Origin of the sequence: Tenacibaculum sp. SDUM215027 (genome assembly GCF_050566205.1) — a bacterium.
Taxonomy (GTDB): Bacteria; Bacteroidota; Bacteroidia; order Flavobacteriales; family Flavobacteriaceae; genus Polaribacter.
Genome location: NZ_JBNXUE010000007.1, coordinates 128,752 through 142,160, shown reverse-complemented (window position 1 = coordinate 142,160; position 13,409 = coordinate 128,752). Strand labels below are relative to the sequence as shown.

Here is a 13,409-nt window from a genome sequence, read left to right as displayed (position 1 = left end):
TCAATTATCTTTATATTTTTTGAGTTAGTTACTTAAATAAGTATTATATATAACTTAACAATTTTAGAGAAAAATGAAATTTCCATTATTTATATTATTCCTGTTATTTTCAATAACAAGTAAAGGTCAATCTAGTTATTCTGGTCATTTAGGAAAGCTCCCCATTACATTGGTTATGTACCACTATAGTGATGGAGTTTCTTTAGCTTATTATGTTTATAATAAATATGATAACCCGATAATAATAAACGGAAACCTTAAAAATGAAGAATTAAAACTTTTAGAAAAGGATAAGAAAGGAAACACTTCTGCTACTCTTATTTTTGAAAATTTTAAAGAAAGTGATACAGAAGTTACAGGAAAATGGATTAATGCTGACTCTACAAAAACTTATCAAATTTTATTGAAAAAAGATTTTGATGTAAGTTATGGAGACGATATAGAATGGAAAAGTAGAGAACTAATCCAGTCTAACACTACAAAAAAACACTACTTTAAAACCATAATAACTAAAGAAAAGGGAAATTTTTATGCTAGAGTTTCTGGTATAAAAATATTTAAAAAGAAAACAGATAAACTAATTCAAACTATTGAATTAGACTGCCAACTTTTTGGAATAGATAATGTAAGTATTGGTGATTATAACTTTGATGGAATTGAAGATTTTTCTGTTTTTGAAGCTAGTTATGCTGGTCCAAATACTTCCAGTATTTATATTTTAAGGACTCCTAATTCGAATAATTATTTTAAAAGTAGTTTCAGCGGTACTTCCTTAATATTCGATAATGAATCAAAGTTAATTCACGAGCACAACCAATGCTGTGCAGGAAGAATCCACATGAATGCAACTTACAAAGTGGTTAATAACGAAATGGTTTTAATTTCACAAAAATGTATTGAATATAATGACGATAAAGAAGAATTTATTGATACCAAATGTCAATAAAAAATAATAAAACAAAATCTATAAATAATTTAAACATAAGCTATGAAAACAAATACTTTACTTTACTTATTATTATTTTTTTCTTCATTTATATACTCTCAAGAAATTGAAGAAGTAATATACACAAAAGAAGAAATAAATAGTGAACCCGAAGAAATAGTTACTTATTACTCGTTAAAAGAAGCTTTAAAAACCCCAAAAAAAAGTAAAAGCTTTGCAAATTAGAGATAAAGGTTTACACGAATTACCTAAAGAAATTAAAGAACTAGTAAACTTAGAAACTTTAAGAGTTCATCATAATAGATTAACTGAAATACCAGATTTTATTTTTTCTCTTACTAAATTAAAAGAGTTAGAAATAGGAGCTAATAACTTAGGTATCTTAACTAAAAATATTGGTAAATTAACAAACCTTGAATACTTAGGATTAAAAGCTAATGGATTAACAACCTTACCTAAATCAATTGGAAAATTGACAAAATTAAAAACACTTAACTTAGATTTTAACCCTATTACTTCATTACCAGAATCAATTAAAAACTTAAAAAAACTAGAGCTCTTTTATTTAACTGGAAATAAAATACCTAAAAATGATATAAAAAAAATTAAAGCATTACTACCTCATTATTATAGAAGGTACTAGTTTAAATCACTAAACTCTTACATCTATAGATTAACTTAAAATGAAAAAGAAAACAACAAAAGTTAAAACCTAAGTTTACTTAATGAACTTAATTACAAACCATCCTTATATATCAACAATCATAATTATACTTATTTTGAATTTTATAATTAAAAAAATTACACGAACTAAACACTCTCCATTAAAAAAAGTGCTCTTATTTATCATAGCAATAATTAGCCATGCCTGTAGTCCTTTTGCGGGCCCCGTTGATAAATCTATCTCTGACTCCTATTACTATTCAAAATCAAAAAGTAACATCTGTTATTCTCCTATGGGAAATTGGTTTGAACTGGGTAATACCAAAATAAATGCGGATGTTAAGAGCTTTAAGGTTTTAGGAAGAGATTTTGGTAAAGACAAAAATCACCTATACTTTAAAACTCATATAATAGATAATGAAGTAGATGTTGCTACTTTTTATGTTCATAAAGACAATTACATCTGTTTTGATAAAGACCATGTATACTTAGCTGTAGATTATTTACCACAAGATATTAATGAAGTAAATCAAGAAAAAAAACACCTATGGAAGATAGCAAAAGCCAATCCAAAAACATTTAAAAAAATTGATAGTGACTGGTCTAAAGACGACAAGTTTTATTTTTACAACTATAAGCCTATAGATGTAGATTATAGTTCATTTACAATTATAAATAACAATTTTGTTAAAGATCAAAATCGAGTATACGCATTAAAAAATTATGAACTACTTGCATTAACAATAGATCCTACCATAACAAAAAAAATCAACAATAGATATATTTCAGATGAAAACAACATTTATGATTTTCAAGAATATCAAAATCGTCAAATAGTAGATTCATTAATCTCAATACCGTACCAAAATATTGATAATTTAACCATTTTAGAAGATAAATTTTTGTTATTTGACAATAAGGTTATTTATGATGGAGTAAGAGTTAAAAACGCTGAGGCTTCATCTTTTACAATAATTCAATTTCCGTATTCAAAAGATAAAAATCATGTATTCTATCACGGAGATGTTATTGAAAAAGCTGACCCAAATACCTTTAGTATTTTTGAAACATCTTTTTACTCAAAAGATAAAAACCATGTATTCGTTTATGGGAAGCTATTAAAAGATGCTGATGTAGCTACTTTTGGACCAGTAAACAAAAAACATTCTTTATTATATAAAGATAAAAATCATACTTATCGTGGTGATGAAATAGTAGAGAATAACTAAAGTTTTATAAAGCTATTGACAATAAGTTCAAAAAACTAAAAATATGATATTTAGAAAAGCGACAAGAAATGACGTTTCAAAAATAGTTGAAATGATTGCGGATGATGAACTTGGTAAAAAAAGAGAAAAATTTCAAATACCATTACCGCCTGAATATCTTGAGGCTTTTGAAAATATAAATGCAGATAAAAATCAAGAGTTAATTGTTATCGAAAATGAAAACTTCGAAATCATCGGAACTTTACAATTGTCTTTTATTCAATATCTGACTTATTGTGGAGGAATTAGAGCTCAAATAGAAGCTGTAAGGGTTAAAAAGGGAAAAAGAGGATTAGGAATTGGAAAAAAAATGTTTGAATGGGCAATTAATAGAGCAAAAGAGCGCAATGCACATTTATTACAACTAACAACTGACAAAGAAAGACCAAAAGCTATTAAGTTCTACGAAGATTTAGGATTTAAAGCCACTCACGAAGGAATGAAAATGCACTTTGAATAAAAACAATTATCAGTTAATCAGAATTACAATTAAAACGAGTTCAACTCCTCTTCTACTTCACTCAAGATAAACTGAATTCACTTTAAACTTTTATAATTAACACTTCACAAAAACAAACAGTTAAAAACTGTAAACAAAACACATAAATCTTTTATTATCATTTTTTTGTATTTTTATTAAGAATAAAAACATAAGATTATGAAAAACTCATTTAACACTGCCTCTCTTACTATTTTATCTTTTTTAATGTTCTTTTTATCTTTTTCTATTACTGCACAAGAAAGTTCTGATATAGTTGTAATGATGGATGGAAAAGAAAGGAAAGGAAAAGTAACAGCTATTGACGATAATGAAATTACATTTACTTTTACAGGTGAAACTTTAGAGTATAAAATCAAACGATCAAAAGTAAACAAGATAATATTTGCTAGTGGACGAACCCAGTTCATTTCTGAAAAGACAATGCAACAAAGCGCTCCTGAAACTTCACAAAACATCTCAAACCTTACGGTTAGAAAAGGCAAAATGGCTGTACTACCTTTTAAAATTATAACCAATATGACATCTATAGATAAAGAGGCTGTTGGTAGGCAAATTCAGACTGATTGCTCTAATACCATTAAGGAAGATGCACCTATGATTGATGTTGTAGACCCAAGAATAGTGAACGCTACCTTAGCTAAAAATAATATTTCTGTTGACCAGCTTCAAGTTATGCTGCCTAATGAATTGGCTTTACTATTAGGTGTAGAACATGTTGTTTTTGGTTCTTACGATATTGAAAACACAGGTACTCGAACCTCTGGATCAACAGTAACTTCATACAAATCGAAAAAAGAAAGAAAAAAGAGGAAAGGAACAACTATTAGCTCAGGAAATTCATCTACATCAGATACATATGACTCTAAGATTACAATGGATATATACAATGATAAAGGTTCTAATATTTACTCTGTTTCTCGCAAGCCTTTTATGTCAGGTTTAGACAAATATCATAGTACTATAAAGTATTTAATAAAAAGAGCTCCTTTTGGTAGTAAACACAAATAATGATTTTAATAAGTAAAACATTAAAACCTCGTAAACTATATATTGATGCTATTCTTTTTTAGAAAAAAAATTAAGTAATTTTACCTGTATTAAAAATGCTAAAGAAAAACTAAATAATGAAATACGGATACACAATACTTTATGTTGAAAATGTAAAAAAGACGATTAGCTTTTATGAAAAAGCTTTTGGCTTTACTCCTAAATTCATCACACCAGAAAACGATTATGGAGAGTTAATTTCAGGAGAAACAACCATTGCTTTTGCTTCTTACGAATTAGGAAAATCTAACTTTAAACAAGAGTTTAAGAAATCAAGCTCGTCTGATAGACCTTTGGGAGTAGAAATGGCTTTTGTATCTGAAAACATAGAAGCTGACTTTAAAAAAGCTATTGATATGGGCGCTGTTGAATTTGAATCACTCAAAGAAAAACCTTGGGGACAAAAAGTAGGTTATATAAGAGATATTAATGGTTTTTTAATAGAAATCTGTACACCTATAAAGCTCTAATAATATAAAAAACAACTTAAATTACTTAGAACCCTGATATTCACTCGGGTTTTTACCTATATATTTTTTAAATGTTTTATTAAAGTGGCTAGAGTCTGTAAAACCAATTTTATCAGCTATTTCACTTATACTTAAACTACTTTGTTTTAATAAACTTTCAGCCATTTTAATTTTAGTTTCCATTATATAACGCTGTAACGATATACCTGTATGCTTTTTTATAAAAATCCCCACATAATTTGGCGATAAATGAAAAGCTTCTGCAATAGCACCAACTTTTATAAGGTCTTTGTTTTGTACATTTTGTCTTATATAAGTCAACATTAAATCAACTTTATTCTTATCATAAACATCTCCACTATTTTTTAATGTCGACTTTAGGTTTCTGGACAATATAATTAACAAAGCTCCAAACAATTCAGTAAGTACATTACGGCTATAGGTTAACGGACTATGCAATTCACTTTTAATTAAATGATAAAGCCTAAAGAGCTGTTCTTTATCCGTAGCACAGCTAATCACACTTTTGGCAACAATATTTCGATGAAAAATTACAGACTCTAAATTCTTTCTCCAATAAGTACTTGTTGAGAAAGTCGCTTTTTCTATAAACATCTGTTCTGTAAATTTTACCACACCAAATTTTGTAGGTTCCCCTATAATAAACTCATGTTCATCTTTTGGAGTTAAAAAAAACAAATCTCCTTCTTTATAATCAATAACACTTTCGTTTAAAACATGTTTTCCACTTCCTTTTAAAACAAAAGTTAGCTCAAAAAAATGGTGTTTATGCCTTGGATAGCCCCACTCCTTTTCTGCATCAAACTCAAATACATCTAAATTCTTGGTAATATAAAAACGTTGTGTCATCAGAATGTTTTTATACAAATATACAATGTATTCATACAATAATATAGCTTAAAACAACTACTAATTTTGCAGTCACAACAGTTAATTAAACAATATAATAATGAAAAATAATAGCATTATAGCACTGGTTATCATAGCGGTAAGCTTAACATTAAATGCTTGTAAAAAAGAGCAAAAGAAGACAAGTAAAACAAATTCTACTTCAACAAAAAATGTAGCAAAAAAAAGCTATTGGCCAAATAAAGCACAATTAGTTATTTCTTTTTCAATGCAGTTTGAAACAGGAGGACAACCAGAAGGTGCTGAAAGCCCTTTTTCTGGAAATCCTTTACCTAAAGGAAACCCAGATTTATCTGCAGAAAGTTGGTTTCGCTACGGAGCAAGAGAAGGCATGTGGCGAATGATGGACTTATGGGATAAACACGGAATAAAAGTAACCTCACATGTTGTAGGTGAAGCGGCAATAAAATATCCTGAAATCGCTAAGGCTATGGCCAACAAAGGACACGAAATAGCTGCTCACGGAATTGCATGGGACGATCAATGGAATTTAAGTTACGAAGAAGAACTTGCCTTTGTTAAAAAAGGAATTGATACTGTAGAAGCCATAACAGGAAAAAGAGGACGTGGGTACAATGCAAACTGGTTACGTAGAAGCCCCAACACTCTTAAAGTTTTACAAGAACTTGACTTTTTATACCACATTGATGATGTAAGCCGTGATGAACCTTTCATTACCAAAGTAAGAGGTAAAAACTTTGTTGTTATGCCGTACACTCTACGCAACAATGATATTGTAAATATAGCCGGTAAAAACTGGTCGCCAGATCAATTTCTTTTTCAATTAAAAGCAGAGTTTAATCAACTTTATAAAGAAGGAGCTTCTAAAAGAAGAATGATGAGCGTAAGCCTACATGACAGAATTGGTGGAACACCAGCTGTAGTAAATGTTGTAAATCAATTTATTGAATATGCAAAACAGCATGAAGGAGTTGTGTTTATGCGTAAAGATGACATTGCAAAAATGGTCATAAACGACCCTAACACTCCTATTGATAATGCTGAACTAAAATTTAACCAATAAGAATACAAACATGAAACATTTAATTTCTCTATACTTTGTACTATGTACATTAACTGTTATCAATGCGCAAAGTAAGTTGCCTTTTCAATTAGAAAAAGACTGGGAGCTGGAAGGATTAAAAAACCCTGAAAGTGTAGTTCTCGATACATCAAATCAAGTATTATATGTATCTAATATAAATGGTGCTCCAACAGACAAAGATGGTAATGGTTTTATTTCTAAAATAAGTTTAGACGGAAAACTACTGGAACTAGAATGGCTTAAAGGCTTTGATGCACCAAAAGGGCTGACTATTTACAAAGGAAAACTGTATGCTACCGATATAAATACTATTGTTGAAATTGATATAGCTACTAAACAAGTACAACGTTTTACAGCCAAAGACGCTACTTTTCTCAACGATATTGTTGCTGACAAAAAAGGAAATGTCTATGCTTCTAACACCTTTGGTTTTAGTGGAATTTACAAACTACCTGTAAAAGGTAAAAGAAAGGTTGAGTTGTGGTTAAAAAACGATAGTTTAAATATGCCCAATGGCTTACTTATAGAAAAAAACAACTTAATAGCTGCTGGTTGGGGCATGGATTTAGACCCTAAAACATTTGCTACTAAAACACCAGGCCGTTTAGTTAAAATCAATTTGAAAACAAAAAATATTAAATCCATGAGTCAACCTTTTGGAAACTTAGACGGGTTGAGTGAAACACTCCATGGTTTTCTTATTACTGATTGGTTTGCCGGTAGCTTACTTTACTTCAAAAAAGACTATCATAAAGGTCAAAAAGTAATCGACTTACCCCAAGGAAGTGCTGATACTTATTTTGATAAGACTACTAAAACGCTATACATTCCATTAATGTTGAATAATAAGTTATTAAAGTATCATTTTAAAAAATAATAACATGAAAATAAAACTAATATTCTTGTGTGTTTTTTTATCTTTTTTCGGACAAATAACTGCCCAAGATAATACCACAACAAGTAAAAAAGTAGAAAGTATTCAAGTTATTGACTTTGAATCAATGCCGCACGATACAATTAGTAAAGGAATTACACGACAATGGTTTCATGGTGCTAAAGGGCAAATGGCCTATTTTCATTTAAAAAAGGGATCACATATTCCAATGCACAAACACCCAAATGAGCAAATTACCTATATCCTTAAAGGAAAAGTAAAAATTAACACTATTGATAAAGGAAAAAGAAAAACCTATATCATCTCTGCTGGTCAAGTAATCGTGTTTCCTGAAAACGTATCTCACGAGTTTTTTGCACTTGAAAACACACTTGATTTAGATGTACATGTACCTGTAAGACAAGATTGGTTGACTAACGAATTACCTGCATATTTAAAGAAAAGTAAATAAATGAAAACAACACCTAAACAAACAGCGTATGCGTTGTTACGTATTACCATGGGAGTTAATTTTTTGGGACATGGATTGGCTAGATTACCAAAAATCTCTGCATTTCGTAATTGGATGGTTACTCAATTTCAAGAAAGTATACTTCCAGATTTTCTTGTATACACATGGGGAAGCGTATTACCTTTTATAGAATTTATCATAGGTACATTATTAATTATTGGCTTATTTACTTACAGAGCAGCTATTGCTGGGGCTCTTGTTATTGCCATACTTATTCTTGGTTCGTGCTTAATAGAACATTGGGAGTGGGCTGGTGCCCAAATGCTATATGCTTTATTTTATTTCTTTATTATAAGTCAAGTATCAGAGAATAAATGGTCTATTGACAACAAATTATCAACATTAAAAGAAAAACACCTGTAAATAATTAATATAAAATGAATTCAAAATATCAAACAGAAAGATTAATTATACGTCCAACAAATACTAAGGATGCTGACTTTATTTTCAACTTATTCAATACTCCAAAATGGATTGAAAATATTGGAAATAGAAATATAGCATCAACTCATCATGCAAAACAATACATAGAAACAGTTATGCTTGAGCAATTCAACCAACTAGGGTACTCTAGTTATACCATAATTAGGCAATCTGATAATGAAAAAATAGGAACTGTTGGTCTATATAATCGTGATGGTGTAGACGGAATTGATTTAGGTTTTGCTTTTTTACCTCAATTCGAAGGTAAAGGGTACGCTTTCGAAAGTGCTTCTAAAATGAAAGAAGTAGCTATAAACGAGTTAAAAATTAAGAACCTAGTTGCTATTACACGTCCTAGTAATACTGGTTCACAAAAATTACTCAATAAATTAGGTTTCAACTTCAAAAAAGACATCATTCTTCCTAAACATGAGTTTAAAGAATGGCTTTTATATACTATAAACAAATAACAAAACTCTTATGAAAGTAGCAACAATAAACACAGCAGGTAATTGGTCTCCTTTTTGGACAGAGTCATTAAAAAAAGCTGCTCTATTAGGAACTAATTGTCATGAAATTGGACAAAAATTATTGTTAGAAAACAAACGAATTAAAGTATGGAATATTCAGTTAAAAGCTGGTAGCTCACTACCTTTTCATAAACACGATAAACCTTATTTTTATGTTTGCCACACAAAAGGTATCTCACGCTCCTATTATTCAAACGGCTCTATAATTGAAACACAATATGAACCTAATGATATTAAATACTTTAAAGATTTAAACGCCGAAAACTTTTTTATACACAATTTAGAAAATATTGGTAACACTACCCTACATTTTACAACTGTTGAATTCACATAACAACACAATATATTTTTACAAATAGAGCATGTAATTATACAACAAAAACATCTCTAAATAACAGTAAATTTGTAGTATTAAATAATTAAAACTTTATAAATCATGGCTTTTGAAAAGTTATATCAAACATATAATAAAAATAGTTTAACATTAAAAAATAGGTTTTTAATGGCTCCTATGACTCGCTCTAGAAGCTCTCAACCTGGTGATATCCCTAACAAATTAATGGCGGAGTATTACGGACAAAGAGCTTCCGCAGGAATAATTATATCTGAAGCTACTCAAGTTTCACTACAAGGAAAAGGGTATGCAAAAACACCTGGAATCTATACGCAAGAACAAATAGGAGGTTGGAAATTAATTACGGAAGAAGTACATAAAAAAGGAAGTAAAATATTTTTACAACTATGGCATGTTGGCCGTGTATCTAGTTCTAAAGTAAACGGATTGCAACCTGTAGCTCCTTCTGAAAAAGCTGCTAAAGAAACTAGTGTTTATATTTTTGAAGGTGCTCCAAATGGTGATGCAACTTTTGTACCTGTAGAAGAGCCTAGAGCAATGACTAAAGCTGATATTAATCAAGTAATAGAAGAATTCAGGATAGGAGCAAAAAATGCTATTGAAGCAGGTTTTGACGGTGTTGAGATTCACGGGGCTAACGGATATTTAATCGATCAATTTTTAAGAAGTAACTCTAATCTACGAACAGACGAATACGGAAGTACCAAAGAAAATAGAGTACGCTTGTTAACTGAAATCACTCAGGCAGTTGCTCAAGAAATAGGTAGTGAAAAAACTGGCGTTCGCCTCTCTCCTTTTATTAGTTTTAAAGACATGAACGATCCTGAAATATTAGATACTATAATGATTGCTACCAAAGAGCTTGAAAAAATCGGGGCTACTTACTTGCATCTATGTGAAGCTGATTGGGATGACGCTCCAGAAATTCCTAATAGTTTTAGAGATAACCTTCGTAAAACATTTAGCAAAACTATTATTGCTACTGGTAACAAAACACCTGAGCAAGGAGAGGATCTATTAAAAAAAGATTTAGTTGACCTAATTGGTTTTGGACGCAATTTTTTAACTAATCCTGATTATCCGATAAGAGTCAAACAAAATGTTCCACTAAACAAAATTACTGATACACATACGTTATTTGGTGGTGGAGATGCTAGAGGATATACAGATTATCCGTTTTTAAAATAAATAAACTATGAATACTATTGAAGAAAAAATAAAAAAATTAGGTCTAAAACTACCAACACCCAAACCTGGAGTTGGAGCTTATAAAGCTTGGACTATTTTCTCAAATAATATTGTTTGTACATCAGGATAAATTCCATGGAAAGAAGACAAAGTAGCTTTTACAGGTAGACTAGGAGATCAAGTAACTACAAAACAAGGAGCTCTTTCTGCTCAATTATGCGCTTTACACGCTATTGCACAATTAAAAGAAGCCACTAATGGTGATTTAACTAGAGTTAAACAAATTATTAGAATTGAAGGTACTATTTATACTGCTCCAAATTTTAGTGAACATTCGCTAGTATTAGATGGTGCAAGCAACCTTTTTAATGAAGTATTTGGAGAAAAAGGCAGACATACTAGAACAGCTCAAGGTATGAATGCTTCGCCCCTTAATGCTAGTACTCTAATTTATGTTTTTGCCGAAATTGAATAAATTCTATAGTCATGAAAATTACTCCTTTACAAATAGGTCAAATTGATCTAAGCTTTCATAAAGTTACTGCTGCTATTGTTTTAGCTTATTTTGATACTATAGGACAAGCTTACCAATTGCACACCGAGCCTCACGAAAAATTATTTGAAAAATATAGAAAAAAGGAAATAGATATGATCTTGGGTGCGTGGTTACCTTCCTCTCATGGAAAATACATAAGAGAAGTAGAAAACGAAACACATAAATTTTCAACACTATATACACCTTTTTGTATTTGGGGAGTTCCAGATTATCTTCCAAAGGGGATAGAAAAAATAAGCGATATCACAAATCCTACAACCGCAAAAAAAATTAATAAAACCATTCAAGGTATTAATGAAGGTGCAGGTATTTCAAGGTTTTCAAGAAATATTATAAAATCTTATGGTTTAGATTCTTTAGGTTTTAAGTTTAAGACTGGAACTATTTCAGATTGTACTAACACCTTTATTGACGGCTATAAAAAGAAAAAATGGCTAATTATTCCACTATGGAAACCACAATATCTTTTTCATACGTATACTATAAGACCTTTAAAGGAGCCTAGAGGATTATTAGGTGGTAAAGACAAGTCTACAATTATAATTAATAAAAATGCTGTAAATAAATTAACCCCTAAAGCTCTTAAATACATTAAAGATGTAACGTTTGGTAACCAATTAGTTACTAAACTTGACTACGAGTATCAAGTAAATGGGAATACACTTCAAAATATTGCAAATACATTTTTAGAAAATAAGTTTGAGTAATTTATTATTTTCTAATACTCTTCATTAATCAATATTTCAAAATAAATAAGTATTTTAGTGGCTGTTACATTAACTAACAGTCACTAACTATGTCCAAAAAAATAGGGTTAAAAGAAGCCATTTCAATAGGAATTGGCGGTATGGTAGGTGGTGGTATTTTTGCTGTTTTAGGTCTCGCTGTTTTACTTGCCAAAGGAGGAACTCCAATTGCTTTTTTACTTGCAGGAACACTAGCTTTACTAACTTCATACAGCTATGTGCATCTTTCAAAAAAATATCCAGATAGAGGTGGCACTGTAAAATTTATTAATCAAGGGTTTGGTAGAACTATTTTTAGCGGAGCTATTAATAATCTTTTATGGATTAGTTATATTGTCATGCTCTCGTTATATGCTTCTGCATTTGGATCTTATGCTCCTAACCTTTGGGAAATTACTCAAAACAAAACAATCAATTTTCACATATACGCTAGTGCAATTATTATAATAGCTACAGCTATTAACTACTATAGCATTGCCGTAGTTGGAAAAATTGAATCATACGCAGTAATTATAAAACTCATTATTCTTATTGGTTTTATTGCTATTGGAACTTACGGACTAATTGGAAACCCTAACGTAGCTCAATTATCTATTAGTAATTGGGAAAATCCCATCAAACTATTTGCTGGAGGTATGGTTATTTTTGTAGCCTATGAAGGTTTTGAATTAATAGCCAACGCTGCTCCTGATATTATAAATCCTGAGAAAAACATTTCAAAAGCTTATTACTACTCTGTAATATTTGTAATTGTATTGTACATTATCATTGCTCTTGTTACTGTAGGTTCCCTCCCATTTAATCAAATTTCGAAAGCACAAGATTATGTATTAGCAGAAGCCGCTAAACCAATGTTAGGACAAATAGGTTTTACTATTATAACTATAGCCGCATTAATTTCTACATTTTCTGCTATTAATGCTTCATTATATGGAGGTAGTAAAGTAAATTATGAAATTGCAGAAGACGATGAACTACCCCATCACTTTCTTGCCAAGTTTTGGAATCAACCTATCGGGTTACTAATTACAGCTATAGCAACTTTAATATTAGTTAACACATTGAATTTAGAAAGTATTTCTACTGCTGGTAGTGTTGGCTTCATCCTTATCTTCGGAATTGTAAATTATGTAGGCTTTAAGCTTTCAAAAGAAACAAACTCTAATAAAACAATTCCTTTATTAGGTTGTATTCTATGTGTAATCGCCTTAGTTATTTTAATAAAACAACAGCTAGAATCAAATCTTATCGGAGTGTTTGTTTCTTTAAGTATTGTCCTTTTTTGTTTTATCACTGAGTGGCTTTACAAGAAGAGTGAAATAAAAAAATAAATA

General features: G+C 30.1%; 19 protein-coding genes. 18 read left to right on the top strand and 1 reads right to left on the bottom strand.

Annotated elements, in window-relative coordinates:
* Positions 1-73 precede the first annotated feature (73 nt).
* The 7 genes from ACQYZ7_RS15395 (at position 74) to ACQYZ7_RS15365 (ending at position 4,896) form a co-directional block, all read left to right on the top strand.
* Positions 74-946, top strand: coding sequence for an XAC2610-related protein (locus ACQYZ7_RS15395; protein ID WP_430730602.1), 873 nt, complete (start codon positions 74-76; stop codon positions 944-946).
* 42 nt (positions 947-988) lie between these two features.
* The gene (locus tag ACQYZ7_RS15390; RefSeq protein WP_430730601.1) at positions 989-1,171 is read left to right on the top strand and encodes a hypothetical protein; all 183 of its coding nucleotides are present in this window, start codon (positions 989-991) and stop codon (positions 1,169-1,171) included.
* On the top strand, positions 1,161-1,589 hold the full coding sequence (locus ACQYZ7_RS15385; protein ID WP_430730600.1) for a leucine-rich repeat domain-containing protein: 429 nt from the start codon (positions 1,161-1,163) through the stop codon (positions 1,587-1,589). The genes ACQYZ7_RS15390 and ACQYZ7_RS15385 overlap by 11 nt, the downstream gene beginning before the upstream one ends.
* Positions 1,590-1,902: 313 nt before the next feature.
* Positions 1,903-2,838 carry a DKNYY domain-containing protein gene (locus tag ACQYZ7_RS15380; protein WP_430730599.1) on the top strand — a complete coding sequence of 312 codons (936 nt, stop codon included), beginning with the start codon at positions 1,903-1,905 and terminating at the stop codon, positions 2,836-2,838.
* Between the two features lie 43 nt (positions 2,839-2,881).
* Entirely contained in the window at positions 2,882-3,337 is a 456-nt protein-coding gene (locus tag ACQYZ7_RS15375) for an N-acetyltransferase family protein (protein ID WP_430730598.1), read from the top strand.
* Positions 3,338-3,535: 198 nt separating this feature from the next.
* Positions 3,536-4,387, top strand: a complete 852-nt coding sequence (locus tag ACQYZ7_RS15370; protein ID WP_430730597.1) for a hypothetical protein — start codon at positions 3,536-3,538, stop codon at positions 4,385-4,387.
* A gap of 113 nt (positions 4,388-4,500) precedes the next feature.
* Positions 4,501-4,896, top strand: a complete 396-nt coding sequence (locus ACQYZ7_RS15365) for a VOC family protein (RefSeq protein WP_430730620.1) — start codon at positions 4,501-4,503, stop codon at positions 4,894-4,896.
* 21 nt (positions 4,897-4,917) lie between these two features.
* On the opposite strand, the gene ACQYZ7_RS15360 is transcribed toward ACQYZ7_RS15365, so the two are convergent.
* Positions 4,918-5,766, bottom strand: a complete 849-nt coding sequence (locus ACQYZ7_RS15360) for an AraC family transcriptional regulator (protein ID WP_430730596.1) — start codon at positions 5,764-5,766, stop codon at positions 4,918-4,920.
* Between the two features lie 100 nt (positions 5,767-5,866).
* On the opposite strand from ACQYZ7_RS15360, the gene ACQYZ7_RS15355 reads away from it, so the two are divergent.
* From ACQYZ7_RS15355 to ACQYZ7_RS15305, 11 genes are all read left to right on the top strand, one after another.
* Positions 5,867-6,850, top strand: a complete 984-nt coding sequence (locus tag ACQYZ7_RS15355; protein WP_430730595.1) for a polysaccharide deacetylase family protein — start codon at positions 5,867-5,869, stop codon at positions 6,848-6,850.
* A 10-nt stretch (positions 6,851-6,860) separates the two neighbouring features.
* Entirely contained in the window at positions 6,861-7,748 is an 888-nt protein-coding gene (locus ACQYZ7_RS15350; protein ID WP_430730594.1) for an SMP-30/gluconolactonase/LRE family protein, read from the top strand.
* A 4-nt stretch (positions 7,749-7,752) separates the two neighbouring features.
* Positions 7,753-8,217: a cupin domain-containing protein gene (locus ACQYZ7_RS15345; protein WP_430730593.1), complete on the top strand. Its 465-nt coding sequence runs from the start codon at positions 7,753-7,755 to the stop codon at positions 8,215-8,217.
* Entirely contained in the window at positions 8,218-8,640 is a 423-nt protein-coding gene (locus ACQYZ7_RS15340) for a DoxX family protein (protein ID WP_430730592.1), read from the top strand. It abuts the gene before it with no gap.
* A 14-nt stretch (positions 8,641-8,654) separates the two neighbouring features.
* Positions 8,655-9,170 (top strand): GNAT family N-acetyltransferase, encoded by a 516-nt coding sequence (locus tag ACQYZ7_RS15335; protein ID WP_430730591.1) that lies wholly within the window; start codon positions 8,655-8,657, stop codon positions 9,168-9,170.
* A 10-nt stretch (positions 9,171-9,180) separates the two neighbouring features.
* Positions 9,181-9,564 carry a hypothetical protein gene (locus ACQYZ7_RS15330; RefSeq protein ID WP_430730590.1) on the top strand — a complete coding sequence of 128 codons (384 nt, stop codon included), beginning with the start codon at positions 9,181-9,183 and terminating at the stop codon, positions 9,562-9,564.
* A 102-nt stretch (positions 9,565-9,666) separates the two neighbouring features.
* Positions 9,667-10,773 (top strand): alkene reductase, encoded by a 1,107-nt coding sequence (locus tag ACQYZ7_RS15325; RefSeq protein WP_430730589.1) that lies wholly within the window; start codon positions 9,667-9,669, stop codon positions 10,771-10,773.
* Between the two features lie 7 nt (positions 10,774-10,780).
* Positions 10,781-10,903 (top strand): hypothetical protein, encoded by a 123-nt coding sequence (locus tag ACQYZ7_RS15320; RefSeq protein ID WP_430730588.1) that lies wholly within the window; start codon positions 10,781-10,783, stop codon positions 10,901-10,903.
* Positions 10,904-11,248: a RidA family protein gene (locus ACQYZ7_RS15315; protein WP_430730619.1), complete on the top strand. Its 345-nt coding sequence runs from the start codon at positions 10,904-10,906 to the stop codon at positions 11,246-11,248.
* Between the two features lie 11 nt (positions 11,249-11,259).
* Positions 11,260-12,036, top strand: coding sequence for a glycine betaine ABC transporter substrate-binding protein (locus ACQYZ7_RS15310; RefSeq protein WP_430730587.1), 777 nt, complete (start codon positions 11,260-11,262; stop codon positions 12,034-12,036).
* A gap of 89 nt (positions 12,037-12,125) precedes the next feature.
* Positions 12,126-13,406, top strand: coding sequence for an APC family permease (locus ACQYZ7_RS15305; protein WP_430730586.1), 1,281 nt, complete (start codon positions 12,126-12,128; stop codon positions 13,404-13,406).
* Positions 13,407-13,409 lie beyond the last annotated feature (3 nt).